General features: G+C 53.3%; 26 protein-coding genes. 6 read left to right on the top strand and 20 right to left on the bottom strand.

Annotation, left to right across the window (positions count from 1 at the left end):
• Positions 1 to 610 precede the first annotated feature (610 nt).
• On the bottom strand, positions 611 to 1,609 hold the full coding sequence (locus tag ACRDCA_RS17335; RefSeq protein ID WP_438690651.1) for an MBL fold metallo-hydrolase: 999 nt from the start codon (positions 1,607 to 1,609) through the stop codon (positions 611 to 613).
• A 210-nt stretch (positions 1,610 to 1,819) separates the two neighbouring features.
• On the opposite strand from ACRDCA_RS17335, the gene ACRDCA_RS17330 reads away from it, so the two are divergent.
• Positions 1,820 to 2,104, top strand: a complete 285-nt coding sequence (locus tag ACRDCA_RS17330) for a hypothetical protein (protein ID WP_438690650.1) — start codon at positions 1,820 to 1,822, stop codon at positions 2,102 to 2,104.
• Between the two features lie 36 nt (positions 2,105 to 2,140).
• Here ACRDCA_RS17330 and ACRDCA_RS17325 read toward each other — a convergent pair whose 3' ends face one another.
• The 3 genes from ACRDCA_RS17325 to ACRDCA_RS17315 all read right to left on the bottom strand — a co-directional run bounded on the left by ACRDCA_RS17325 (position 2,141) and on the right by ACRDCA_RS17315 (position 4,303).
• Positions 2,141 to 3,511, bottom strand: coding sequence for an amino acid permease (locus ACRDCA_RS17325; protein ID WP_438690649.1), 1,371 nt, complete (start codon positions 3,509 to 3,511; stop codon positions 2,141 to 2,143).
• A gap of 153 nt (positions 3,512 to 3,664) precedes the next feature.
• Positions 3,665 to 3,910, bottom strand: coding sequence for a DUF4060 family protein (locus ACRDCA_RS17320; protein WP_025121883.1), 246 nt, complete (start codon positions 3,908 to 3,910; stop codon positions 3,665 to 3,667).
• Positions 3,911 to 4,000: 90 nt separating this feature from the next.
• Entirely contained in the window at positions 4,001 to 4,303 is a 303-nt protein-coding gene (locus ACRDCA_RS17315) for a phage protein NinX family protein (protein ID WP_438690648.1), read from the bottom strand.
• A 110-nt stretch (positions 4,304 to 4,413) separates the two neighbouring features.
• Here ACRDCA_RS17315 and fos point away from each other — a divergent pair, with 110 nt between their 5' ends.
• A complete protein-coding gene (gene fos, locus ACRDCA_RS17310; protein WP_438690647.1) occupies positions 4,414 to 4,821 on the top strand; it encodes a fosfomycin resistance glutathione transferase in 408 nt (135 codons plus the stop codon).
• 87 nt (positions 4,822 to 4,908) lie between these two features.
• On the opposite strand, the gene ACRDCA_RS17305 is transcribed toward fos, so the two are convergent.
• The 3 genes from ACRDCA_RS17305 to ACRDCA_RS17295 form a co-directional block, all read right to left on the bottom strand.
• Positions 4,909 to 5,190, bottom strand: coding sequence for a YebO family protein (locus tag ACRDCA_RS17305; RefSeq protein ID WP_438690646.1), 282 nt, complete (start codon positions 5,188 to 5,190; stop codon positions 4,909 to 4,911).
• A gap of 98 nt (positions 5,191 to 5,288) precedes the next feature.
• Positions 5,289 to 5,384, bottom strand: coding sequence for a PhoP/PhoQ regulator MgrB (locus tag ACRDCA_RS17300; protein ID WP_438690998.1), 96 nt, complete (start codon positions 5,382 to 5,384; stop codon positions 5,289 to 5,291).
• A gap of 170 nt (positions 5,385 to 5,554) precedes the next feature.
• Positions 5,555 to 5,794 carry a DUF2766 family protein gene (locus ACRDCA_RS17295; RefSeq protein ID WP_025121878.1) on the bottom strand — a complete coding sequence of 80 codons (240 nt, stop codon included), beginning with the start codon at positions 5,792 to 5,794 and terminating at the stop codon, positions 5,555 to 5,557.
• A gap of 169 nt (positions 5,795 to 5,963) precedes the next feature.
• On the opposite strand from ACRDCA_RS17295, the gene ACRDCA_RS17290 reads away from it, so the two are divergent.
• Complete coding sequence (locus ACRDCA_RS17290) at positions 5,964 to 6,176, top strand: YccJ family protein (protein WP_438690645.1); 213 nt, start codon at positions 5,964 to 5,966, stop codon at positions 6,174 to 6,176.
• Between the two features lie 54 nt (positions 6,177 to 6,230).
• Here the strand turns inward: ACRDCA_RS17290 and cbpM are convergent, their stop codons facing one another.
• The 5 genes from cbpM to ACRDCA_RS17265 all read right to left on the bottom strand — a co-directional run bounded on the left by cbpM (position 6,231) and on the right by ACRDCA_RS17265 (position 11,704).
• Positions 6,231 to 6,533, bottom strand: a complete 303-nt coding sequence (gene cbpM / locus ACRDCA_RS17285) for a chaperone modulator CbpM (protein ID WP_438690644.1) — start codon at positions 6,531 to 6,533, stop codon at positions 6,231 to 6,233.
• Complete coding sequence (gene cbpA / locus ACRDCA_RS17280; protein WP_438690643.1) at positions 6,533 to 7,444, bottom strand: curved DNA-binding protein; 912 nt, start codon at positions 7,442 to 7,444, stop codon at positions 6,533 to 6,535. Before cbpA ends, cbpM begins: the two co-directional genes overlap by 1 nt.
• A gap of 555 nt (positions 7,445 to 7,999) precedes the next feature.
• Positions 8,000 to 8,806, bottom strand: coding sequence for a dimethyl sulfoxide reductase anchor subunit family protein (locus ACRDCA_RS17275; protein WP_438690642.1), 807 nt, complete (start codon positions 8,804 to 8,806; stop codon positions 8,000 to 8,002).
• 12 nt (positions 8,807 to 8,818) lie between these two features.
• The gene (locus tag ACRDCA_RS17270) at positions 8,819 to 9,367 is read right to left on the bottom strand and encodes a 4Fe-4S dicluster domain-containing protein (protein ID WP_025123628.1); all 549 of its coding nucleotides are present in this window, start codon (positions 9,365 to 9,367) and stop codon (positions 8,819 to 8,821) included.
• Positions 9,368 to 9,370: 3 nt separating this feature from the next.
• On the bottom strand, positions 9,371 to 11,704 hold the full coding sequence (locus ACRDCA_RS17265; RefSeq protein WP_438690641.1) for a molybdopterin-containing oxidoreductase family protein: 2,334 nt from the start codon (positions 11,702 to 11,704) through the stop codon (positions 9,371 to 9,373).
• Positions 11,705 to 11,921: 217 nt separating this feature from the next.
• Here ACRDCA_RS17265 and ACRDCA_RS17260 point away from each other — a divergent pair, with 217 nt between their 5' ends.
• Positions 11,922 to 12,614 (top strand): IclR family transcriptional regulator, encoded by a 693-nt coding sequence (locus ACRDCA_RS17260; RefSeq protein WP_438690640.1) that lies wholly within the window; start codon positions 11,922 to 11,924, stop codon positions 12,612 to 12,614.
• Between the two features lie 101 nt (positions 12,615 to 12,715).
• A complete protein-coding gene (locus tag ACRDCA_RS17255; protein ID WP_438690639.1) occupies positions 12,716 to 13,102 on the top strand; it encodes a helix-turn-helix domain-containing protein in 387 nt (128 codons plus the stop codon).
• 736 nt (positions 13,103 to 13,838) lie between these two features.
• On the opposite strand, the gene ACRDCA_RS17250 is transcribed toward ACRDCA_RS17255, so the two are convergent.
• Both ACRDCA_RS17250 and lysM read right to left on the bottom strand, forming a co-directional pair.
• A complete protein-coding gene (locus ACRDCA_RS17250) occupies positions 13,839 to 14,003 on the bottom strand; it encodes a hypothetical protein (RefSeq protein WP_198530719.1) in 165 nt (54 codons plus the stop codon).
• Between the two features lie 486 nt (positions 14,004 to 14,489).
• A complete protein-coding gene (gene lysM, locus ACRDCA_RS17245; protein ID WP_438690638.1) occupies positions 14,490 to 14,930 on the bottom strand; it encodes a peptidoglycan-binding protein LysM in 441 nt (146 codons plus the stop codon).
• A gap of 224 nt (positions 14,931 to 15,154) precedes the next feature.
• On the opposite strand from lysM, the gene ACRDCA_RS17240 reads away from it, so the two are divergent.
• Positions 15,155 to 15,346 carry a YebW family protein gene (locus tag ACRDCA_RS17240; RefSeq protein ID WP_021181014.1) on the top strand — a complete coding sequence of 64 codons (192 nt, stop codon included), beginning with the start codon at positions 15,155 to 15,157 and terminating at the stop codon, positions 15,344 to 15,346.
• Positions 15,347 to 15,494: 148 nt separating this feature from the next.
• Here the strand turns inward: ACRDCA_RS17240 and ompC are convergent, their stop codons facing one another.
• The 6 genes from ompC to ACRDCA_RS17210 all read right to left on the bottom strand — a co-directional run bounded on the left by ompC (position 15,495) and on the right by ACRDCA_RS17210 (position 23,475).
• Positions 15,495 to 16,577 carry a porin OmpC gene (ompC, locus tag ACRDCA_RS17235; protein WP_438690637.1) on the bottom strand — a complete coding sequence of 361 codons (1,083 nt, stop codon included), beginning with the start codon at positions 16,575 to 16,577 and terminating at the stop codon, positions 15,495 to 15,497.
• Positions 16,578 to 17,153: 576 nt separating this feature from the next.
• Positions 17,154 to 18,137: a succinylglutamate desuccinylase gene (astE, locus tag ACRDCA_RS17230; RefSeq protein ID WP_438690997.1), complete on the bottom strand. Its 984-nt coding sequence runs from the start codon at positions 18,135 to 18,137 to the stop codon at positions 17,154 to 17,156.
• Between the two features lie 12 nt (positions 18,138 to 18,149).
• Complete coding sequence (gene astB / locus ACRDCA_RS17225; protein WP_438690636.1) at positions 18,150 to 19,490, bottom strand: N-succinylarginine dihydrolase; 1,341 nt, start codon at positions 19,488 to 19,490, stop codon at positions 18,150 to 18,152.
• A 213-nt stretch (positions 19,491 to 19,703) separates the two neighbouring features.
• On the bottom strand, positions 19,704 to 21,176 hold the full coding sequence (gene astD / locus ACRDCA_RS17220) for a succinylglutamate-semialdehyde dehydrogenase (protein ID WP_438690635.1): 1,473 nt from the start codon (positions 21,174 to 21,176) through the stop codon (positions 19,704 to 19,706).
• Positions 21,176 to 22,210: an arginine N-succinyltransferase gene (gene astA / locus ACRDCA_RS17215; protein ID WP_438690634.1), complete on the bottom strand. Its 1,035-nt coding sequence runs from the start codon at positions 22,208 to 22,210 to the stop codon at positions 21,176 to 21,178. Before astA ends, astD begins: the two co-directional genes overlap by 1 nt.
• Positions 22,211 to 22,260: 50 nt before the next feature.
• Positions 22,261 to 23,475, bottom strand: coding sequence for an aspartate aminotransferase family protein (locus ACRDCA_RS17210; protein WP_438690633.1), 1,215 nt, complete (start codon positions 23,473 to 23,475; stop codon positions 22,261 to 22,263).
• Between the last annotated feature and the right edge of the window lie 698 nt (positions 23,476 to 24,173).

Raw genomic sequence — 24,173 nt, 5'->3', positions numbered from 1 at the left:
TAGGGCCAAAGGGGTTGAAGCCTTGGCTATTTTCTGCCTTGTAAAGACGCGACGCTGTACTCCGCGTGGCGCCTCAGTTTTAACAATTCCTTCAAGTCAGCAGCGAGCAATTTTGACAACATATAAACCCTGACCAGGGCGAAAAGCGTAAAAAATTTTGAATCTTTATGGAATTTTATATGCAACTATTGAATATCGATGACCGGAGACCAAAGCGCCAACTGATCCGACCTTTCCGCAACGAAGCCTGTCATAGCAGGAGAGTTCTACTTTTGGCTACGGCGGCAAGGCCATCTACTCCAACCATTCCCTATGAGCTCAGCAGTGCATAACCATGCAACGAGCCAAATTGTGCACCAACAATGTGCAACCAGACGAAATAGCTGCTCTGGCCATGCCCGCTTATATCCGTAGCTAAGTTAATAAGGATAAAAACAAATAACGAAAATATCACCTGATAAGCCCGTGGCTATTTCCGGCGTAGCTTAACGGAACCACCAATGCATTTTTTTCGTTACTCTTGGCGTGACGGTTTTATCCATTAACGACCCCAAGCCACACCACGCCAAGCCCCACCCGGCGCGGGCTACGCCGAATCCTCCTATACTCACTAGGAGTTAGGGATGACGTCCAGATGCCCGCCAATCTTCAACGGAGAAAAACGATGTTGCTCAACCCCGGCATCGTGGAGTGCCTGGCCAAGTTGCGCAGGCGGTTCATCCAACGACTCATCGGCTAATTCAAATACGCCCCAGTGGATAGGGATCACTCGGGGTTCATTTAACTGCTGATACAGCCTTACCGACTGCTGTGGATCCATATGCTGCTCTTGCATGAACCATCTTGGAGCATAGGCACCAATGGGCAGCGCCGCAATGTCGAACGGCCCCAGACGGGTACCGATATCAACCAATCGCTCGCTGTAGCCGCTGTCGCCAGAGAAATAAAAACGGAGCGCAGGATGATGGATCACCCAGCCACACCACAGGGAACGATTGCGATCCCACGGGGTACGCATGCTCCAGTGCCGTGCTGGCGTGGCGTGAAACGTCATCTCGTCCAGCGTCAGGCTCTCCCACCAATCCAGTTCAACCACCCGTTTGGCCGGGTAATGGCTGAACCAGCGTTTGAGGCCAAGCGGTACGATAAAAGTGGCATTGCGAAAGCGTTTGGTCAGTTCCCTGATGGTTTGACGATCCAGATGGTCATAGTGATTGTGCGATATCAGCACCACGTCCACCGCCGGTAACTGTTTTACCGTCAGTGGCGGCGGCGTCTTGCGCTGCGGGCCGTAGAAACTCACTGGCGACGCTCTTGGCGATAGCACCGGGTCGATCAGCACATGGCGGCCCCCAAGGCGCAGCAGCAACGAAGCGTGCCCCAGCCACCAAACGCGGTCCTGATCGCCGCTCAGATCGGCGGCCTGCCACCAGTTGGCGATGAAATGCTCATAGCCTGCCTGTGGCGGTTTGGGCAGCCCAAGCTGCTTGCGTTCATCTTGCCAGCGTTTCAGATCCCCGGCCTGGTGTAGCGTCGGCTCCGGGTTGCAGAATCCCTGCGGCGTATGGTGCGCTTTGCTGGCATCGTAATATTTATTGGTTATTTTCAACCCGTGTCTCCCTTTAGTACCCAAACAGCGCCGCAACGGTTATAGATTACCTACTCAATAGCTTATAGTATCGCATAGGTAAACAACTGACCTTTTTGTTGATGTTGTTGTCATAGCCAGAGTAAGAAGGCCAAGGTCGCCAAGAACCTGTTAAGCCTTTCTTAAGAACCTTGTGATTTACTTACTAGGACATTCTGAAATGGAGGAGTTATGAGCCGTACTGCATCAGGCAAGTCACGCGTTCGTATGGGCCGCTATCGCCGAGCGTTATCCGCGCAGGGGCAATACTGGAAAATGTATCTGGCCATGAAGGTGCGCCGGCTACGCGTACCGGCACCGCTATTGTTATTGGCAAGCACGCTGGCAGGTTTCTTTATGCTGGGGCTGCTGATGCTTAGCGTCGTGGTGATTGATGTTATCAGCACCCTGTTCCTGCTGTGCAGAAAGCTGCTGCGGCTGGGGCGCCATCATCAGGGCAACGCCGTCGCCCGATAACCGTCTGGAGGCGCCGCGGCGCCTCCAACGTAAACGTTAAGCCTTCTTCCCCCCCACCTTTTTGCGCCGGGTCAGCATAAACCCAACCCACAGCAGCAGTACCCATACCGGCATCAGCAGCACCGAGATGCGGATCCCTGGGCTGAAGTACATGATCACCAGGATCAATGAGAGGAATACCAGGCACAAATAGTTGCCAAACGGGTACCATAGCGCTCTGAAGCTGGTGATCACCCCTTGGCGATCCTTGGCCGCACGGAACTTCAGGTGTGCCAGACAGATCATCACCCAGTTAATCACCAGCGTAGAGACCACCAGCGCCATCAGCAGGCCAAATGCCTTGCCGGGCATAACGTAGTTAATCAACACGCCTACCGAGGTGGCTAACGCCGATAGCGCGATAGACAGCACCGGAACACCACGCTTGTTGACCTTGGTCAGCACCTTCGGCGCATTACCTTGCGTCGCCAGGCCAAACAGCATGCGGCTGTTGCAATACACACCGCTGTTGTAGACCGACAGCGCTGCCGTCAGTACCACCACGTTGAGCAAGGTCGCCACCAGGTTGCTGTCGAGCGCATGGAAAATCATCACAAATGGACTGCCCCCTTCCACCACCTTGCCCCACGGATAGAGCGACAGCAGCACCGTCAGCGAGCCGATATAGAAAATCAGGATCCGGTAGACCACCTGATTGGTGGCTTTAGGAATGCTGGTACGCGGATCGGCAGCTTCTGCTGCGGTGATGCCCACCATTTCCAAACCGCCAAATGAGAACATGATCACCGCCATCGCCATCACCAGGCCGCTGATACCGTGCGGCATAAAACCGCCCTGCTCCCACAGATTACGAATGCTGGCTTCCGGGCCACCGTTGCCGCTGGCCAACAGGTAGGCACCAAAGACAATCATCCCCAGGATCGCCGCCACCTTGATGATGGCAAACCAGAACTCGGTTTCCCCATACAGGCGCACGTTCACCAGATTGATCAGGTTAATCAGAACGAAGAACACCGCCGCCGATACCCAGGTTGGGATTTCCGGCCACCAGTAATGAATATAAATCCCTACGGCGGTCAGTTCCGCCATGCCGACCAGAATAAACATGGCCCAGTAGTTCCAACCGGACAGAAAACCGGCAAAATCTCCCCAATACTTATAGGCAAAATGGCTAAAGGAGCCGGCCACCGGCTCTTCCACCACCATCTCTCCCAGCTGGCGCATGATCAAAAAGGCAATAAAACCGCCAATGGCATAGCCCAGCAGCACCGAAGGTCCGGCCATCTGAATGGTTTGCGCAATCCCCAGGAACAGGCCGGTACCAATGGCACCCCCCAGGGCAATAAGTTGTATATGTCTATTTTTTAAACCGCGTTTTAGCGGGGTATCCTGAAGCTGACCGCCCATCTTATCCTCGTCCGGCTGAGTATCCAGGCAGCATTGCGCAAGATATCGCCAACCAATAAATAAACCTGCGGGCGTTTTAACACTTAACCTTTCAGGCATCAAGGATTAGAACCCGGCAATGATCAACCGGGCCAGAGGGTTGCAGGACATTTGCTACGCCTGTGAGTTAGGCATACCGCACAGTTTGCTGAGGTTGCGGGCGCCGATCATCAGCGTTGCCACATAGGATTGACGGCGGGTGATGACCTCCACCGCCACGCGATCGTTTTGATATTTTATCAGGTAGGTTGAGGGCCAACCTTGGCGGTGCAGCCCGTAGCTTTTGGCATGACAGTCGATCGCCGCATGCGCGATCACTAAATGAGAGAGATTGGTATCACCTTTGATAATGCGCTTCATAAAACAGTCTCCGTCAGCGACAGGTCCATTGTCAGAATAAGGCGGTGTCTCATCATTACAGGGCAACTACATTATCGACTAACTTTCACATTATTGCGCTTGCTGACTTAACAAAAAACAGATCATTGCGGCACGCAGCGGGCTGTGACTGTCGGCTTGCCACTCCCCTTGCTGGGTGATCATGCTGGCTTGCCACTGTGGCTGATTACCGGTTTCGGGGGCATTAAGGCTGATTTTATTGGCGCAGATAATTGGCCAGGCATCGGAAGGGTTCTTACAGTAATCTTTCCCTTTCACGCCGCCGTAAGGGTACCATTTGTCCGGATTTTCCCCGGTGATTAACGCAATGCTGCGGTTTACTTCGGCGTCGCTTTCTTCGTACCATCTAATCATTGCTGATTTCCATCTTTCGTAGAGTTGGCGCTACATTACGACGCCAATACGACAGATTTATGACAGCCTGCGCACCTAAAATATTATTTTTACTTACGGAATAACGGACGATGTTACTCAGCCTCAACCACCTCACGCTCGCGGTAAGCGACGTAGATCGCAGTTTTCGCTTTTACGTGGATACGCTGGGATTTATTCCCCAGGCGCGCTGGCAACAAGGTGCCTATCTGACACTAGGCGAACTGTGGCTCTGTCTGTCGCTGGATGAAGCCCGACAAAAGCAGACGTTGTGCGACTACACGCATTACGCTTTTAGCGTGACTGGCGAAAATTTTGCTCACGTGGTGGCACGTTTACGTAATCAAGGCGTGCTGGAATGGAAGAGCAATAGCAGTGAAGGGGAATCATTCTACTTTCTCGATCCCGATCGGCACGCACTGGAAATTCACTGTGGCGATCTGGCGAGCCGGTTGGCAGCCTGCCGAGAGAAGCCCTATCAGGGCATGGTGTTTTACTGATGCGGAATGGTGAGAAGGTGATCCGGTTAAAACTGAAACTGAGATAACCGACGTGTCCTTTACCTTCTCACCAAATGAGATGCGTGATTAACGCTCTGGGATAAACCCTTTATAACTCAACGCCGGGCTAAGGTCATCATCATAGTCGTCAACCGATGCCTTGTCCCCTTTAGCGGCTTGCACCAGCGTTTTTAGCAGTGCCGTTTGCTGGCGTTGTTGCTCGGCGATGTCTTGCAACAGCTGGATTTGTTCGTTGGCACGCACGCTGGCGCGATTAACCAGGAACCAGACCCACAGGCCAAGCAATACGGCCAGCGCCACGGCGGCGATGGAAATCAGGCCAGACGGGCCATAAGCGAAATCAAACATGAACAACCCTATCTACTCAACTGCCTCAACCAGGCCGATATACTAACATTCTCGCCAGGGACAGGGGCAAGTTTGCGAAAAATTGTTATTTCGCCATGTTACCAGGGAACATAACGTGTGATAGAGCAAAGGCCCAGTGTAAATTGCCCACCTTGATCGCAATAGCTGTCCAGGGCAAGCAGATAGAACAGCACACAGGCAACCAGCGTCACCGCTATCACCAGCAATTTTTTACGCCCCAAAGCTTAGCAGCCTCATGATTATCTAGTTAACCTAATCACCATGCTAACATAGCTAACTTAAACGAAGTTTAACCAGCCGTTTAGATCTCCCCTCCCCTTAGCCTGACGAAGATATGCCCCAGCTACTCGCGGTTAAACTTCATCTCAATCAGCGCAATCGCTTTTTCAATCGCCCGCTTGGTGATCGGATCGGCGCCGGCCGGGTGGCTGGCAAAATCGATATTTTTGAGCTGGCTGGCCATCTTGTCCCGTACTTCCGTTGGGGCGATCACGTCGATGACATCCAGGATCTGCTTGATAACCAGTTGGCAGGCAACCAGATCGGAGACCAGTTCCTGATCGTTGCTCAGTGCGTTAGACATACTTTTTCCCCTGTTGAGTTAAACGCGGCAAAGAATACCACGCCGTTTTGCATTTTACCGCAGGCGTTCCGCCCTGAATTTTCAGCAGTAATACGCATGCCTTGCAAAAACCACTGGCAGAAATGTGGCCTATACTAGGCAGTGCCTCATACTCAACAGGAGAGCAGTCATGGCGAATCATAATGTGAAATCTTGGGCGACAGTGCGTGAAACCTCGGTAGAAATTGCCGAAGCGATCTTTGAGCTGGCCGGTAACGACGAGACATTAGCGCAAAAAATCTGGGAAGAAGGCAGCGATGAAGTGCTGCCGCTGGCGTTCAGTAAAACCGCAGCGGATCAGCTGTACTGGGGCGAAGAAACCATCGAGCGCAAGAACGTTTAACGCTGGTAATCTCCCCTCACCCCAAACCTCTCCCACAGGGAGAGGTTTGGGGTATCACTCGGCGATAAAGCGCTCAAGGCGATGGCGCAACTGGCTATTTTCCCTGCGCAGCTGTTCAATCTCATCGAGAAGCGTCAACGCCACCGCAATCCCGGGCCAATCCAGCGCCAGTTCACGTTGCAGACGCTGGGCGCGATTAAACGCCGCCACCGCCCCATCATCAAACAACCAATTCTCCGCACTCGGGTCACGGGGCTGGATCACTCCCAACCCCACTACTTCGACCAACTCGGTTTCGGTTACGCCGGTATGCAGGCAAAACTCGGTAATGGTGAGGGTTATCTGTAGTTTGGCCATTATGCTTTGCTCCATTGCGTACGAGGATCGAAGGCCTGATTAGCCTCGGCCAGTCGTTGCCAGAGTGCGGCGCTTTCTTCATCGGGTTTGGCCGGCATAACGATCTTGATCACCGCATACAGATTGCCGGTTTCTTTCTTGCTGACCAGCCCTTTGCCTTTGAGGCGTAACCGCTGCCCGGTCTGGCTCCCTGCGGGGATCGTCAGCAGGATGTTATCAGCCAGTGTGGGCAGCGACACCTTGGTTCCCAATGCCGCCTCCCAGGGAGCCAAAGGCAGAACGATCTCCAGATCGTGCCCGATCACCTCAAACAACGGGTGCGGTGCCAACTGAATAATCAGGTACAGATCCCCATTAGCCCCACCGGCCCTACCTGGCACCCCTTGGCCCTTAACGCGGATCCGTTCCCCATCCGCCACGCCCGCAGGGATTTTCACGTTAAGCGTTTTGCCGATCTCTTTCTCTGTCTGACCAAAAGCGTTGTACACCGGCACCTTATAGCTCAGGGTACGGGTCTGCTCAGCCAGGGTTTCTTCCAGGAACAGCGCCACGCCGATCTCAACGTCCTGCCCACGGGCGGCACGAGGTTGGCGAGCCCCGCCACGCTGGCCAAACATTGAGGAAAAGATGTCGGAGAAATCTTCAGCATTGCCATACTCGGCACGCCTGCTCTGGCGCCCGAAATTGGGATCGTTACGATGCTGACGCATCTCATCATATTCGGCCCGGCGCTCGCTGTCTTTCAGCACTTCATAGGCTTCTGCCACTTCTTTAAAGCGCGTTTCGGCATCGGCTTCGGTGCTGACATCGGGGTGATATTTGCGTGCCAGGCGGCGATAGGCAGTTTTGATGGCTTTGATATCATCAGAGGGTTTAACCTCTAGAATGGCGTAGTAATCCTTGATTTCCATAATGCTATGGTCTCTTTACTGTGGCCGGAAAATGAGGTGTGAAGGTATAGCAGATAGGCTCATTGTAGCCCTATCGTTCGATGAGTAAAGTCTGGTTTATGATGAGAAAGGCAGAAGATGCGGTACTGGGGAAGTAATGATGACGTGCCCGATGTCTGAGCCCGTCATCAATGGTAAGTGCTAATGCGAGTTAACATTGCTGGTTCCGGTTGCTAGCCAGTTTCACGGTTCTTCACCTCCCACGCCTTGCGTGTTATTGACCATCATCACTGGCATTGCCAGAAAAGCGGCGACGCCCACGATCACAAAAAGAGTAATAATCACTGTCATTAACATGCGATCACCCCATCAACGTGGCGTTGTTACGGCTGACTCTCTATTTTTGGTTAATTACATTGCTGGCCTGAGCTACCTGCATCTACGGTAGCGGGCAATTTCAGATTAGCTGGTTTTTCCGAATGCTGGCAAGTCCCACGTTAAGGCTTTTTTCTGCCGGAGGTTGAGGCGGCCCGCCGTTTGGCGGTTACACGGCTGGACCGACCTCCGTTTAGTTAATCAGAACCAGGGGAATTGGCCCATGACGTTATGATAAAACAGCATACGCCCGACAATTTCCCCCGACACCAATGCAACCCCGGCGATCACCGCCACCGATGGGGCCAGACGCGTGCGCAGGCTAAGGGCCGAGAACAACACACCGCCCACCAATAGGCTGCCAACCAGTTGCCACCAAAGCATGATCCCCTGAGCGCTGGCTCCAGCAATCTGGTAGCGCCCCACCAGCGTTGCCAGTAGCAGTAGGCAGCCCACGAGTAGACCATAGCGAACAGTCCGCGGCACAGACAAGCCGCAGCAGCTCAGATAGATCCCCAAGGTGGCGAACCCCAGCAGCAACGCGGTGCTCAGAAACGCCAACTGGGTCAGTGGCGTATGCCACAGCGGATGACTGGCCATTTGGTAGTAGATTTGAGCCGAAACCAGAATAGCGGCAATCCCCAACGCTGAAGTCACCATCCCCAATGTGGTCACCCAGGCCCGCTTCTGTGGGCGCAGCCAGCACGTTGCCAACAGCAGGAACAGGCTGATATTCACCAGGATAAAGGCAATCACCTCACGGCTTAACCAGGAGTGCGGCAGGCCCAGCACGGCACGATAAGCGCCGAACGGGCTCCCCAGGTGTAGCAGTGACAAACTGGAGCCTACCACCTCCACCAGCCACAATCCCAGAACCAGATATTTCAGTTGCCCAACGGACAGTTGGGCTGCTGGGCGCAGCTGATAGAGCGTCAAGGCGATAATCCCACCGATACCCCATTGGCACAGCACGGTAAAAAACACCAACGGCAGTTCATATTCGTTCATGGCAACACCTTCTTATTTGTCCGCTGGAATAATGACCACGTTCGGCCCGCTGATGCGATGGTCCGGCATGTGATATCGCGCCTCCACCACTGCCCAATCCGTCGTGTGGATCTTCCTTAACTCCTCGATCTCACCAAACTTCAGGACGCCCGCAGGGCAAGACGCCACGCAACGTGGCGGCAACCCTTCATCCAGACGCTCGGCACACATATTGCACTTGCTGGTTTTACCTTCCTGAGGATCAAAGACCGGAGCGTTATACGGACACGCCATGATGCACATCCGGCAGCCGATGCACTTTTCATGATCCTGCACCACAATCCCATCCGGGCGCTTGTGATAGGTATCTGCCGGGCACACCTTCATGCATTGCGGATCGTCACAATGGTTGCAGGACATTGAGATAAACCCTTCCGAATTCGGGCCATCCGTCTCATACTCCCGCACCCGCCGCCAAAGCACGCCGGGAGGGGTCTGATTCTCTGACTTGCAGGCCATCGAGCAGGTTTTACAGCCGTAACAACGTTTAATATCTATCAGAAAGCCATATTGTTTAGTCATGGATTATCCCTCCGCCCGCACATCAACCAGCGTGCTGTTACAGCAATGCCCGGTACCCAATGCCTCAACGGCATCATTGGTGACGTGGCTGCTGCTTCCTCCTTGCTGTTCCCACCAGCCGTTATCCAGGGAAACCACGCCTCGTTTGATATGCGTAGTCACCACGGCGATCGCCCGGTGTTCTCCTCGCTGGTTAAAGACGATAGCCCAATCGCCGTGTTTGATCTGGCGCTGTTGCGCGTCCTGTGGATGGATCATCACGTTAGGCTTATTGCGCTGTACCTCAAGGATCCACTCATTCATGCCGTGGCTGGAGTGGATACTGCGGGCCAGCTTGCGCTGCACCGCCATCAGCGGGTATTTGGCCGCCAATTCCGGTGAACCTTTCGGGGATTCATTGACCCGCAGATAAGTCACTACCGGTGAAAATTCTTTCTTTTGCCACTCTTCAATAAAGAAATGTGCTTTGCGGGTAGGCGTGCGGAATACCCCGTTTTCAAACGGGATCCAATCACCGCTGACTGGCAGCACCGGCCCTTTCTTAAGCTGTTCCAAGGTGATCCCTGAGCCTTGCAGGCAAGCGTTGATGTAATGCTCTATCGGCTGGTTAAACACCTCGCCAAAGCCAAAGCGCTCCGCCAGACGAGCAAAGATCCAATAATCCGGCTTGGCTTCACCCGGCGGTTCCACCGCCTGCTCCATCAGTTGCACATAGTGGCTGCGCACGCCCGCCATCAGGCTGACGTCTTCAAAAATGGTCGTCACCGGCAGCACCAGATCGGCATACAGCGCGGTAGAGCTCATCAGGTTATCGGCCACTACCACAAAGGGAACCTTTTCCAAGGCCTTTCTGACCATGTTGGTATTGGGCAACTGGGTCATGACGCCCATGGTCATAATCCACCAGAACTTGATCGGATAAGGGCGATCGTTGACGACCCACTCCCCCACTTTGGCTACCGGTATCGGGGTGATTTTTTTCACCGTGGCCGGTGGCGCAATGATCGGGCTGAACTTCGCCATCTGACGCGCACCGCCTGCATCACAGATCCCGGCACCACGTTTGCCGATATTGCCGGTCAGCAATGCCAGATAGAATTGACTGGCCGCAACGTAGGTGCCAAATTCGGTACGCTGGGCGCCCGACATATTCTGCACAATCATCGCCGGAGCGGTCGTGCCATAGTCACGGGCCAAACGTAATATCGTGTGGGCAGGAATTTCGGTTTCGGCAGCAACGCGGTCAAGCGTCCAGGGAGCGGCCTGTTGGTAGATGGTTTCGAAAACCGTGCGATAGCCGCTGTTGGCAGGCAACTGGCTTTGGAACAACGCAGGGGTGATCCCCGCCTTGTCATGCCGTACCAGGCTCTGGCTGGTGCAGTCGTAGACCAGATAGCTTTCAGTATCGGTAGCGTCTTCGCGCAACAACCGATCTTTGGCATCCACCAGGTATACCGCGCCAGTATGCTGGCGCAGGAAATCCGCATCAATATACTGTTCTTCGATGATGATCTTGATCATGCCGAGCGCTAAAGCCGTGTCCGTGCCTGGAACGATTGGGATCCATTCATCGGCTTTGGCGGCAGTCTCATTAAAACGGGGATCGATGACAACGATGCGAGCGCCCTGCTCTTGCGCACGCAGGTAGTTTTTAAAATACGCCTGCATGGTCACTGCCGGGTTATTACCCCAGCAGATAATCAACCGGCTATCGGCAATGGTGTCACGGGTATCGGCATAGCGTAACCCCACCATCGGCATCATCGCCGCGGTGACTGCAGAGCAACACAGCGATCCCGCCTGTTTCACCGAGCCGCCCAGATAGTCGAAGAACGCCTTGCCCATATCGTTCTTTATCGAGTCCATGTTGCCAGCATGGGTAGAGAGCAGCAGCCCTTCGTTACCCTGTTCCTTGATAGTGGTGCGGATATTCTTCTCGATTAAATCCAGCGCCTGCTGCCAGCTGATAGGCTCGAATTTGCCCTCACCTTTTTTGCCTACCCGCAGCAAAGGCGTAGTGATCCGCTGTTGGTGATAAACCCATTTGGTTCGGCTGATCCCCCGCAGGCAGCACTTCACGTTGAAGCCTTCGGTCGCCTCAATTTTCATCAGCTTTTTCTGGTAGACGTAAGCCGTCAGGTTGCAGTGCAGGCACTCCATCGCGCAGGTTGAACGGAAGGTCTGATAGTCCGTCAGCTTAAGGTGGATACGCCGTAACGGTTCTTTTTGATCGGATGTTAAGGAAAAGGCGCAGGGTGATAGTGAAGCCAGACCAATAACGCCTAGCCCTTTCAGCAACGTACGCCGTTTAAGTCGGAGTGAAGAAAGTTCATTCATAGTTTTTTTCTCGGTAAGATCACTTCCTGGTGTTCACTATAAATAAACTTAGTTAACTCATAGTATATTGAAGCAGATCAATCCACCTCAAAATAGTTAGTCACCGCGCGCTGAAAACTTTCTTGTGGCGGATGTCTGCTCCTGGTTAACGGGGCAATAGCCGTCTTAAACTGGTAAAGTGATCGGATCGAAGTCATTGCGAGTCAAGGTAAGCAGAATGTCGGAAGTTCAAGGCGTAAATTCGGTCGATATTGCGGTGTCGGTATTAGAGAGTGTCACTGCACTGGGGGGAAATGCCCGCGCGTCGGAGATCGCCAAACACAGTGGGCTATCGAAAAGCCGGTTGCATAAATATCTGGTATCGCTGTGCCGTAGCCAGATGTTGTATCAGGAGCAGGAGACCAGCCGTTACTCTCTAGGCAGCAAGCTGTTGGCGCTAGCCGCAGCGGCGGGTAAACAGCAGACGTTGGCGACGATTATCAATCATGCGCTGTGCGAGTTGCGCGATGAGCTTAACTACTCCACTGGCTGGGCGATACGCCAAGGGAGTAACATCCTGCTGACGCGCTACAACCGCAGCCATAAAAATATCGATATCGATTACCTCGAAAACACCCTCATCCCGATGAATGCCAGTGCGGCGGGCTATGCCTACCAGGCGTTTGATAGCTCGATTACGCCGCAGCTCGAGGCAAAAGAGCTCGAAAAGATCCGCCAACAGGGCTATGCGGTACGTTACAATGTTACCGAAGGCATCCCCGGCGCGCGCGCGATTGCCTGCCCGATTTTCAGCCAGGATAACGTCCTGTTGGGGATGGCAATCACCATGGGGTTTATTCCAGACGACGCGGCGGAAATAGTCCGCCTTGCGGGCCGCCTGCTGGCGAAGGTCAAAACGATCCCGCTTTAACCTGCACGAAGGTGACAACCCCGGGCCTGTAAGGTACGCTAAGTGGGCCTGCCGTCAGCTCTGCGCTGCGGTTAAACGACAAAATCTATTGGGTAAATTTATTGATACAAGAACATCACCTTTCACTAGTCTGCGCACTCAGTAAATGGGTCGAAACCCACCTTGGACGAGTGATCCACCTTGAAGAGTTAGCCGAGTATTCCGGCTATTCACTGTGGCATATGCAGAAGCTGTTCAAAGAAGCGACGGGGATCTCGCTGGGCAAGTATATCCGCGAGCGCCGCCTTGCCGGAGCGGTGTATCAGCTACGCAGTAGCGAGGCTTCCATTTTCGATATTGCCCTGGACTTTGGTTTCGGTTCCCAATCACACTTCACCTACATGTTCAGAAAGCGTTTCAACATCACGCCCTATGACTTCCGCCAGGATCTGAGTGTCGACCTGCATATCGAGCCTCCGCTGCATATTATTCACCAGAAGATGGCCTGAGCCTGGCTCGGGCCGTCCAATCAAGTCAAGATAGCCGTCAGCGATTAATCCTCATCACCAGGCTTTGTTTGGCCCGATGGCCAAAAAGAAAACGGCCCCAGAGAGGAGCCGTCGGCGGTGTATGTTAGCTACAGCATAAGAGCTGTTGATTAGTCATCCTGCGTCACTTGAGCGCGACTACTATGAGTACAGCAATGGAAACCCAAAATACCGCCGTTGCGATCACAACATGGGATAATCTTGCATGGGAGAGTAATTGACTCATAACCACCTCACTGACTTCGACAATATAACTAACAGAAAACTCTTAACAGATTAATCTCAGCTTAGCAGGGCTTGGTTATTTACGATAGCCCGCTTTAAGGGGTAAACAACAATATTTGATTAACATCACAAATACATTCATGAAATACATTCACGTTAATCATTGCTGGTGACTTAAATATAATTAAAGTGAATTTATTTAATTTTGCTTACCAACAAAAAGCACGGTTCGACCTCCTCGATCATCCTGAGCAAAGCGGAACAAAAACGCCACACCCCTTGCTACACCTGGCTTGTAGCGATGTCACCGTGGCCGATAAAACACTATCAACGTTCGTCATCCTATTTAAAAGCACGCTGCCGGCTATTAATTAGCCAGCACCTTTATGAATGATTAAATCGAGGCTACCGCTGTTAAGTCAGGCATTCGGTAAAAATTTTTCATCGTCGCAACACAGGGGCAGGCCAAACTTCAGCCACCTTTGATATAACAACTTTTGGTATCAATCTCTTGATTGGTATGCCGCAGATCGGATAAATACGTGATACCAAACAAGATCGACACGACCAGTAACACCGAGACCAATAAGGCAATGACCGCGATAAGCTTGGTTTCATCATGCGGATTGTGTTCCATTTTATCTCCTGAAAACAGTAAGTTACTCCCACCCACTGTGTGATCGTCAACGTAAAAATGATCAATATGCAGCAACCGTCGTCAAGGTTGTGAAGAGCAGTTGCGCATCATCCATGGTTTTCCTGGTATTGCTCGTCTAGCGGGGCGTTCACACCCTCTATCTCTTATCGCATGCCATACCACCCCGAGGTTCAAAGCACCAAACCTCATGCCTAAGCGGTAGTCAAATTTAACACAGGCGATAACTAAGACTTTTCTTGCATGCAGACGCTAACAATTTTCTGCAACAGGGTCAAGACTCTCAGGGTAACCAGGGCTGGAAACATTCATTGGCTTTATCTAATTGAGATACAGGAACTTGAGGGGGTAGAACAGACGCAGTATGCAAATTGGTTGGGGAGTTTCGCACAGCGCCAGGATGGAACAACGGCCCATGCAGTCTGAAACCCGAGCAAGCTCGGGCTTCGATGGCCTAGATTGGCAAAATCATTGTGGGATGCGCAACACCTGACCCGGATAGATTTTATCCGGATGGCTTAGCATCGGTTTGTTGGCTTCAAAAATCTTATTGTACAGGTTGGCATTGCCATACATCGCTTTGGCAACGGCGCTCAGCGTATCGCCCTTCTTGACGGTATAAAAACGGCTTTCCGCCTCCGGTTGCGCTACCGCAACATTGTCTTCCACGCCGCTGATACCTGCCACGTTCCCTACGGCCACCAGGATCTTTTCTTTCAGTTCCTGGCTGAGACCCTCCCCGGTGACCACCGCCTTGCCATCAACGACCTGAACATCAACCTTATCCGTATCCGGCAGGCCGCTGTTATCGAGGTGCGCTTTCAGCTTGGCGCTTTGATCCGCAGCATTACCGCTCACCGTATCCCACAGTTTTTCGCCAGCTTCTTTCACGAAGTTAAACAATCCCATATTCGCTCCCGTTAATGTTTGGTAGTTAAGAACTTTTTAAAAACTCATTAAGCTTAGCAGTGCGGCGCGGAACTGCAATGCTCTTCAGGATGATTAAACGCTGCCATAATTCTGAAAATACCGTTTTTGTCTGGTCGAATGTTATTTTTTTGTATGAATTAGCTGAATTCAGCCCGGTTTTACCTACAATGATGGGTAGAGTCTTAATGGAGACGTGTTGAGTTATGTATGCTTTGGTGATGTTCGTTTGTTATCTGGATGGCGGCTGTGCCGATATCGTTGTCGACGTGCTGCGTGATGAGCATCAGTGCCTGGTCGCGATGAAAGAACAACGGTTACGTCATGCCGGCTGTTTTCCGATCGAGGACTTTATCGACGGCTTCTGGCTGCCTGCCAGCGAGTATGCCCCTTTTTGAACAAACACTGCATTGATTAGCCGAGCATGCGGCACCTCTACGATAAATTCAGCAGTCTTGCCACGATGTTGTCGAACTGAAAAAGGCAGAGCTTGCGCTCTGCCTTTTGGACCACGTTCCGACACAGGAATGAGGTAATGAGTAACGCTTAGAAACGGTAGGTCAAGCTGGCTGCCACGACGTTGTCAGTGTTCAGACCCAGCGGGTTGTTGTCATTCAACTGGTTGATTTTGTAATCAACATAGGTGTACATGTTTTTGTTGAAGTAGTATGTCGCACCGATATCGATATATTTCACCAGATCGGCATCGCCGATGCTCTCAATGTCTTTACCCTTGGACTGCAGGTAGGCAATGGATGGACGCAGGCCATTTTCGAACTGATATTGCGCAACCACTTCAAAGTTTTGCGTCTTGTTGGCAAAGCCAGCAGTACCGCTAACGTTGATTGGGGTCATGTTGCGGGTTTCAGCATACATGGCAGCCAAATACACCTGGTTGGCATCATACTTAAGCGCGGTGGTCCAGGCCGTAGCGCTGTCACCTTTGCCGTAAGTAGCGGCTTTCTGAGCCTGTGTGCGGTTAGAATCAGAGAAAGCTGCCGCAGCACCAATGCCGGTACCACCGATGTCCTGATAATCCACAGACATACCATAGCCGTCACCGTTCTGCTTGTGGATGTTACTGCGGTCATTCTCGTTCTTGCCCTGATACTGCAATGCGATATTCAGACCTTCCACCAGACCGAAGAAGCTGCGGTTACGGTAGGTAGCCAGACCGGTTGAACGGCCATTCATGAAGTTATCAGTGTAGGTATAGGTGTCACCGCCAAACTCTGGCAGCATATCGGTATAGGATTCTGCGTCGTAAACCACACCGTAGTTACGGCCGTAGTCAAAGGAACCGTAGTCGGCGAATTTCAGACCGGCGAAGCCCAGACGAGTTTTAGTTCCTTCGGTCCCTGCTGACTCGGCGTGGTTGGCCTGGACGTTGTATTCCCACTGGCCATAACCGGTCAGCTCACTATTAATCTGCGTTTCGCCTTTAAAACCGAAACGAACATAAGTGGCATCACCGTCGGCAGACTTGTTATCGCTGAACAGATGTTTGGCGTTAACGCGGCCATACAGGTCAAGTTTGTTGCCATCTTTGTTGTAGATTTCGGCCGCATTGGCCATCGTGGCGACGGTGGCAAGAACAACCGCCAGGGCTACTACACTGCGTTTCATCATTTATTTTCCTAGATTTTTATTAAAAGCTGCCCGTCACGCCCAATTTATGCTTTGGGCTGTGATTTTTATCATTTTGTTTTTTATCAACGCCCCGTAATAAAGCGCCATGTGACAGTAGCATCATGAATAAAAACTTAAAATAAAAAAGTTCATGAAACAGTGCGTATAAAGCATGTTTATTTGTAAGCAAATATTACAATCAAGATAATTTCTAATATTATGATTTAAATAGAAATTTAACGCATAAGGGATATTAAAGTCATCACGCCGCACCAAAAAGGTGCAGACACATTTCACTTTGTGTGATTTACCTACGGTTTCCAATAACCACAAAATTAGCCTGCTAAGCAATAGCGTTACTTATTTCACACTTTTAACTGATATAAATCCGAATAGCTGAATTTATGCAAATAGATCTATCTTTAATTCAGTTTTTACCCATTGTTCGCCCTGACAGAGGCCAAAGCGTCACAGGACAAATCCCCTATCAACTGGGGAAAAATTTGCGCTATTTTGGTACAGGAGAGAAGAAGTCGCCACAGGTCACAGACCTATGGCGTAACTAACGAAGGGAAATTAAAACAGGGTACTGCGCGGTACTTCGGTCAGCATCATGCCCGCACGCAATCCTAACGCGACCTTGGGATTGGGAAACAGGATCCACTCGTTATCATGCTGTACCCGATAGCTTTCCCCTGGTTGCTCATATACTAAGGTGCCCTGCGGCAGAGCGGTGAAATTGGCGGTGTCGTCACTCAAATAAAGCTTGAATGACTCACTGCGTTTGACCAAGGAACGCTCGACACGGAATACCCGTATCGGAATCGGCCCCCGTAAAGGCAAAGGCTGCCCACTGACCAGAGCCTGCAATGCGTGATTGATAGCGGAAAACTGGTGCAGATCGTTGCTGCCAAAGGGGCGCGCCTTGCCCAACTCGAGGGTGCAGCTTGCTGCCCGTGCATATTCGCAGGAGTAGTAGCTGAACGTGCCGCCAGGCGCCTGATGGATCACTAGCGCATCCAATTCGGCCGCATCCAGCAACGTCAACATCTCGGGGCTGTAGCTCTCTGGTTGATAAGGCAAAAGACCAAAACGTGGCAACAGCGAGCCACGGATCGCCGTATGCAGATCGAAATGAAAGCGGGTGGCATGCTCTTGGGCAAAAAAATCACTGACTACTTGCTCCAACTGCTGCGCCCGTGCCGTTTCGCCACAGGGTGCAAACTGCTGATAGCGCCCGCCAAACATACGGTTCATGTCGCTTGTCAGATAGCGTTGATTGGCACGCATCGCCGGTGGATTACCCAACACCACCAGCAGGCGCACCGCCAATGGTCTTGCGCCGGTGAGTATCTCGGTTACCAACTGGTCCAGTAATTCGATAGGGGCCGTTTCATTGCCATGTATACCCGCAGAAAGCACCACCGCTTGCCGATAGCCTTGCAGCGGGCAGATCTCCAACAGCCCTTCCCCCAGCCACCGCCAGCGCAATGTGGCTGTCTCACCATCGATATTGACAGGTGTCGTTCCGGCCAGCGTCAAAGCCAACAAATTTTGCATCATCGCCTCCGGTTACTGTTGGAACGGGTAAACATTACCCAACCCAAGGATCGAGGTCAGAGCATCCAGCGCCGCACGTCCTTCATGCAACAATTGTGGATCTGCCAGATCGCCCTGTACCAGGCGATCGCGATAATAGCGGTCTACCCAGTCATTCAGGGTAGCGAACAGCGTATCGTTCATCATTACCCGTGGGTTAACCGCTCTCAGCTCAGCATCGTTCAGCGCCACGCGTAACCGCAGGCAAGCCGGGCCGCCGCCGTTGCGCATACTTTCGCGCAGGTCGAACACCTTGATCTCCTCGATTGGACCACCGTTGGTCACCATCTCTGACAGATAGTGCCAAACCCCCGGATGCTGGCGGGACTCTTGCGGCACGACGATCATCATCTTGCCGTTGGGTTTGCTCAGGATCTGGCTGTTGAACAGGTAGGTCGCCACCGCATCCCCCACGCTGACGCTGGAAGTGGGCACTTCTATCGCCACCAGTTCCGTTTCCAGCAAGGCCATCTTGCGGCGCAGTTGATCCAGCCCATGCTGTTGATGCAAAAACGCCTGCTGGTGATGGAACAACACCTGCTGATTGCTGACGGCAATCACGTCATTGTGAAAAACGCCCTGGTCGATCACCGCCGGGTTCTGTTGCAGAAATACCGTTTGTTGCTCGTGTAACTGATGCAAACGTGCGATTGCCTCACTGGCCTCGCGTGTCTGGCGAGCCGGGTAACGGGTGGGAGCACTTTCCCCACCGAACTCCTGCTTGCCATACACAAATACCTGTACTCCGGGCTTGGCATAGTCACCGCCAAGACGGTTATGGTTGGCAGCCCCCTCATCCCCGAAGAGTGCCACCGGCGGTAAGGCAGCGTGGTGAGTAAAATATTGCTCATCACGGAAGATGGCACGCAGCACGCAGGAGGTGGTTTCTGCCTCGATCGCGCGATGGAATTTGTTATTCAGGTTGGCAGCGGTGAAATGCACTTTGCCATCCTGACTGTCTGCCGAAGGCGAAACCGTCGCGGCATTAGCTGTCCACATGGATGAGGCCGAACTGAGAGCCGAGAGCAAGTGCGGTGAGGTACGCATCGCCTCTTTCAGCACGTTCTCGTCGCTACCGCTAAAGCCCAGTTTGCGCAGCGTCGGGAGATGAGGCCGTTCCTGCGGCGGCAATACGCCCTGCTGGAAGCCCATATCCGCCAGCGCCTTCATTTTCAACAGCCCCTGCTTTGCCGCCAGCTTGGGATTCGACACGCTGTTGCGATGCTGCGTCGAGGCTTCATTGCCAAACGACAGCCCGGCATAGTGATGCGTCAAACCCACCAACCCATCGAAATTGACTTCATATCCGGACATTTTTCTCTCCTGTAGCTTGATGCCTGCCACTTTGGTGCAAGCCCCCTCACCCTAACCCTCTCCCCAAGGAGAGGGGATTGTACGTGCCACAACTTACGTTCTGCGCCTGCTATGGCTACTGGGGGGATAAAAAACGGCGCTACATAATTATCTCTGCATCCGACCACAACAGCGTTCTGGCCCCCTCGCCCTGCGGGTTGAGGGGCAGGCAGATCAATTAAATATCAGGCCCGGTGACAGGCTGGTAGGCAGCGTCAGGCTGGCACTCTCCAGAGAAGCCATCGGCCATGCGCAGTAATCCGCCGCATAGAACGCACTTGGCCGATGGTTGCCCGAAGCCCCCACGCCACCAAAAGGTGCCGCACTGGAGGCACCGGTCAACGGTTTGTTCCAGTTGACGATACCGGCTCGTGCCTCCAGCAGCAGCCGTTCGAACTGCTCCCGCTGCGGGGAAACCAGCCCAACGGACAAGCCATAGCGCGTGTTATTGGCCATGCGCAGCGCCTGTTCAAAATCGTCGTAGCGAATGATAGTGGTCAGCGGACCAAAATATTCTTCATCGGGTACTCCCGCCACGCCGGTCACATCAATAATGCCCGGGCTTAATAGGGCACTGCCGCTCTCTAACGATTTCATGGTCAGCAAAGCCTTGCCGCCCAGTGCCAACAGATGGTGCTGAGCTGCCAGCATGTTTTCTGCCGCTGCGGAGGAAATCACCCCGCCCATAAACGGCTGTGGCTCAGCATCCCAGCGGCCAATGCGCAGCGCCGCAGCCACCTGGACCAGGCGGGCAATAAAGGCATCGCCCTGCGGTCCGTTTTTCACCAAAATACGGCGGGCACAGGTACAACGCTGGCCGGCAGAGATAAATGCCGATTGAATGGCCAGATTCACCGCCGCGTCACAATCTTCCGCCTGTTCAACGATCAACGCGTTGTTGCCCCCCATCTCCAGCGCCAGGATTTTTTCTGGCTGGCCGGCCAGTTGGCGATGCAAGTGGTAACCGGTGCCAGCACTACCGGTAAACAGCAGCCCGTCGATATCGGTACAGCTTGCCAACGCCTCGCCAGTTTCACGCCCGCCCTGTACCAGATTGATCACCCCAGCCGGTAGTCCCGCTTGCAACCACAGCTGCAACGTCACCTCCGCCGTCAGCGGCGTCAGTTCGCTGGGTTTGAACACCACACAGTTACCCGCCAGCAGCGCCGGGACGATATGCCCATTCGGTAAATGACCGGGGAAGTTATACGGACCAAACACTGCCAGCACGCCGTGTGGCCGGTGGCGTAGCACCGAAGCGCCGTCGGCCATCGCGGTTTCCGTCACTCCGGTACGCGCCTGATAGGCTTGTAGCGAAATGCCCACCTTGCCAATCATCGCCTGGACTTCGGTCAAGGTTTCCCAGCGTGGTTTACTGGTTTCACGGCTGATAGTCTCGGCCAGATGCTGTTTATGCTCCTCCAGCAACGCCGCAAAGCGCTTTACCAACTCCTCGCGCTGGGCAAACGGCGTGCGTGCCCAGGCAGGGAAAGCCTCACGGGCAGCGGCACAGGCTAAAGCCACGTCGTCAGCGTTAGCCGCATTGGCTTGCCACAGCGGCAGGTTATCCAGCGGATCGGTTTTGCTGAACTCTGCGCCCCGGCCTGCCAGCCAGACGCCATTAATTAACAATGCAGGATGCGACATTACACTTTCTCCTGAGCTATAAGCTTGATGACCCGCACCGGGCTACCCTGTTCGACGCCCAGCGCCGCCGCCGTCTCGGCATTGATACGCAGGCGATCGTCATGCAGTTGGGCATGTACCAGCAGGGCGCGATAATGTTGATAGTTATCGTTAGCCACCAGATATACCGGGGCTTCACTGTTCACCTGCGCGTCATCCAGCACCACTTTGACCAGTTTGCTGCGCTTCACCGCGCGGATCTCGTCGATCTCGGCTTCCAGCGTCGGGCCGCCGTCAAAGATATCGACGTAGCCCTGATAGCGTAGCCCTTCGGCCTCCAGCAGCTTGCGCGCCGGTGCGGTTTGCGGATGAACTTCGCCAATCACTTTCTGCGCATCTTCGGCCAGAAAGTCGACGTACAGCGGGTGTTTCGGCATCAGTTCGGCGATAAACGCCTTTTGCCCGGTCCCGCTGAGATAGTCCGCCTTGGCGAACTCGATAGAAAAGAAGTGACGACCGACGCTCTCCCAGAAGGGGGAACGGCCATTCTCATCGGAGTAACCGCGCATTTCCGCAATCACCTTGCGGGAGAATTGGTTGCGGAACGCGGCCATAAACAGGAAGCGTACCTTCGACAACAGCTTACCGTTCTCGCCATGGCGGTAGTCCGGATCGAGGAACAGCGTGCAGAGCTCCGAATGGCCGGTATGATCGTTACTCAAAAACAGCGTTGGCACCGACTTATAGACGTTAAGCTGTTTTGAGGCATGCACCTGGGTACCCACGCGGAAGCTGTACCAAGGCTCGGTCAGCCCGACCGCCACTTCGATGGCGCTGACGCCAACCACGCGCTGCCGTTCGGTATCCTCCATGACAAACAGATAACAGCGATCGCTTTGGGGAAGTTCGCCCTGCCAGGTTTTTAACGCCCGCTCAATACGTGCCGACAGCGTGTCTTCATTCTGCGGCAAAGAGGTGAGGCCAATACCGGATTTACCGGCGAGCGCCAGCAGGTCAGCCAGGTCACGGCGCTCTATGGGGCGGATAATCATCATAATGCGAACCTCGGAAGTCACCGGCTGCGCACCAGGCGCAGCCGTCTTGATTAGCTGCAAATCCGCGCCACGGCACGCGCGAACCGCGCCAGCCCCTCTTTCACATCCTGCTGCGGGATGATCAGCGAAGGCGTAAAGCGCACCACGTCCGGCCCGGCGATCAGGGCTATCACCCCCTCCTCGTTGGCCAGTTGGGTGAGTTGCTTGGCTCTACCGGCATATTCCGGGTTCAGCACGCAGCCAATCAACAGCCCCGCCCCGCGGATTTCGCTAAAGATCGGATGCTGTAGGTTGATTTGCGTCAGCCCTTCGATAAACCACTCAAGGCGTTGCTTCACCCCATTGAGCACTTCCGGTGTGTTAATCAGCGAGAACACTACCCCAGCCACCGCCGTCGCCAGCGGGTTGCCGCCGTAGGTCGTGCCATGCGTGCCAACGCCCAGGGTTTTCGCCAGCTTGTCGGTAGTGATCATTGCACCAATCGGGAAACCGCCCCCCAAGGCTTTGGCGGTGGTTAATACATCCGGCACTACCCCGTAATTCATATAGGCATACAGCGATCCGGTACGGCCTACGCCGGTTTGCACCTCATCAAAGATCAGCAGTGCACCATGGCGATCGCACAGTTCACGCAGCCCTTGCAGGAACTCAGGTTGTGCTGGTACCACCCCCCCTTCACCCTGAATAGGCTCAACGATCACCGCACAGGTGCGCTCGTTAATCACCTGCGCAGCCGCCGCCAGATCGTTAAACGGCGTATGGGTAATGCCACCAGGCAGTGGCGCAAAATCCTGAGAATATTTTGGCTGGCCACCGGCAGTCACGGTAAACAGGGTGCGACCATGGAACGCATTATTGAAGGCGACGATCTGATTCTTTTCGCCGTTGCCGTTATCCAGCGCATATTTTCGTGCCAGCTTCAGCGCAGCCTCGTTGGCTTCCGCGCCGGAGTTGCAGAAAAATACCTTGTCGGCAAAGGTGGCATCGATCAACTGCTTGGCCAGGCGTAATACCGGCTCGTTGGTATAGCCATTGCCCAGATGCCAAAGTTTGCCCGCCTGTTCGACCAGCGCCGCCAACACCTGCGGATGGGCGTGGCCCAAGGCGTTAACGGCAATGCCTCCGGCGAAATCGATATAGGATTTCCCCTGCTGATCCCAGACCTGTGAGCCTTCTCCACGCACCAAAATAAAGTCCGCAGGGGCGTAGACCGGGATCATCCAGTCGTCGAAAGACTGGCGGGTAACTGCGATTGGCTGTTCCATAATGACCTCATAACGTCAGCAAAGGCTGAATTTTGGCGGTAAGGACCGCGTTAGGGCCGCAAGGCCGACGAAAAAGCAAATTAACCCGGTTATCCGGTGTATTTTCTGGCCGACGATAATGCTGCTGAGCATCGGCCATTCAGATACAAACCTGTTACATAAAATCGGTTATTCGCTATTAATGCCGCATTTAGCGCCGCTAAGCGGGGAATAAATGTTAATGAGTAGTTAAAATAGCGCCCATTTGATAAATAGTGTAGAGCAGCTATCGTGCCATAACGGGGTTTTTAGCGGATTTGGTTATTTTTTTCGTTAAAACAAGGAGTTATATTGCATAAATATTCAATAATTATGCATTTGTAATGAAAGGGCGCAAAAATAGAGCCTAAAATCATCGGCGACCACGAAATCCTATTCAATCGCAAAATTCTTGCGATTATCTGATCCTGCTCGCAAAAATAATTGCGCCAAATCGGCAGCTCTGCACCTTTTCGCACCAATATCGTGCATCTTGACCTCATTTAGTGCAGTAAAAAATGGCAGGCTGCGCTGAAGTCCCTTCACCCCAGCCCTCTTCCCAAAAAGGAGAGGGGGCCAACTCGGTGTTGCTTGCTAGTACAGTGTCAATCTGTGCCTCAGACAGTCCCCTTGCCCTTTGGGCGAGGGGTAACGGCAATTACAGACTACACTTCTAAGCT

The organism is Serratia sp. (in: enterobacteria) (assembly GCF_051654945.1).
In the GTDB taxonomy this organism is placed as follows: Bacteria; Pseudomonadota; Gammaproteobacteria; order Enterobacterales; family Enterobacteriaceae; genus Chania.
Note: the sequence above shows the minus strand (reverse complement) of the source record. Positions and strands in the feature narration are given on the sequence as shown.

Coding starts and splice junctions, on each gene's coding strand:
- ACRDCA_RS17330 (WP_438690650.1), top strand. CDS start 1,820: ATGAGCCGTACTGCATCAGGCAAGTCACGCGTTCGTATGGGCCGCTAT.
- ACRDCA_RS17325 (WP_438690649.1), bottom strand. CDS start 3,511: ATGGGCGGTCAGCTTCAGGATACCCCGCTAAAACGCGGTTTAAAAAAT.
- ACRDCA_RS17320 (WP_025121883.1), bottom strand. CDS start 3,910: ATGAAGCGCATTATCAAAGGTGATACCAATCTCTCTCATTTAGTGATC.
- ACRDCA_RS17315 (WP_438690648.1), bottom strand. CDS start 4,303: ATGATTAGATGGTACGAAGAAAGCGACGCCGAAGTAAACCGCAGCATT.
- fos (WP_438690647.1), top strand. CDS start 4,414: ATGTTACTCAGCCTCAACCACCTCACGCTCGCGGTAAGCGACGTAGAT.
- ACRDCA_RS17305 (WP_438690646.1), bottom strand. CDS start 5,190: ATGTTTGATTTCGCTTATGGCCCGTCTGGCCTGATTTCCATCGCCGCC.
- ACRDCA_RS17295 (WP_025121878.1), bottom strand. CDS start 5,794: ATGTCTAACGCACTGAGCAACGATCAGGAACTGGTCTCCGATCTGGTT.
- ACRDCA_RS17290 (WP_438690645.1), top strand. CDS start 5,964: ATGGCGAATCATAATGTGAAATCTTGGGCGACAGTGCGTGAAACCTCG.
- cbpM (WP_438690644.1), bottom strand. CDS start 6,533: ATGGCCAAACTACAGATAACCCTCACCATTACCGAGTTTTGCCTGCAT.
- cbpA (WP_438690643.1), bottom strand. CDS start 7,444: ATGGAAATCAAGGATTACTACGCCATTCTAGAGGTTAAACCCTCTGAT.
- ACRDCA_RS17275 (WP_438690642.1), bottom strand. CDS start 8,806: ATGAACGAATATGAACTGCCGTTGGTGTTTTTTACCGTGCTGTGCCAA.
- ACRDCA_RS17270 (WP_025123628.1), bottom strand. CDS start 9,367: ATGACTAAACAATATGGCTTTCTGATAGATATTAAACGTTGTTACGGC.
- ACRDCA_RS17265 (WP_438690641.1), bottom strand. CDS start 11,704: ATGAATGAACTTTCTTCACTCCGACTTAAACGGCGTACGTTGCTGAAA.
- ACRDCA_RS17260 (WP_438690640.1), top strand. CDS start 11,922: ATGTCGGAAGTTCAAGGCGTAAATTCGGTCGATATTGCGGTGTCGGTA.
- ACRDCA_RS17250 (WP_198530719.1), bottom strand. CDS start 14,003: ATGGAACACAATCCGCATGATGAAACCAAGCTTATCGCGGTCATTGCC.
- lysM (WP_438690638.1), bottom strand. CDS start 14,930: ATGGGATTGTTTAACTTCGTGAAAGAAGCTGGCGAAAAACTGTGGGAT.
- ACRDCA_RS17240 (WP_021181014.1), top strand. CDS start 15,155: ATGTATGCTTTGGTGATGTTCGTTTGTTATCTGGATGGCGGCTGTGCC.
- ompC (WP_438690637.1), bottom strand. CDS start 16,577: ATGATGAAACGCAGTGTAGTAGCCCTGGCGGTTGTTCTTGCCACCGTC.
- astE (WP_438690997.1), bottom strand. CDS start 18,137: ATGCAAAATTTGTTGGCTTTGACGCTGGCCGGAACGACACCTGTCAAT.
- astB (WP_438690636.1), bottom strand. CDS start 19,490: ATGTCCGGATATGAAGTCAATTTCGATGGGTTGGTGGGTTTGACGCAT.
- astD (WP_438690635.1), bottom strand. CDS start 21,176: ATGTCGCATCCTGCATTGTTAATTAATGGCGTCTGGCTGGCAGGCCGG.
- astA (WP_438690634.1), bottom strand. CDS start 22,210: ATGATGATTATCCGCCCCATAGAGCGCCGTGACCTGGCTGACCTGCTG.
- ACRDCA_RS17210 (WP_438690633.1), bottom strand. CDS start 23,475: ATGGAACAGCCAATCGCAGTTACCCGCCAGTCTTTCGACGACTGGATG.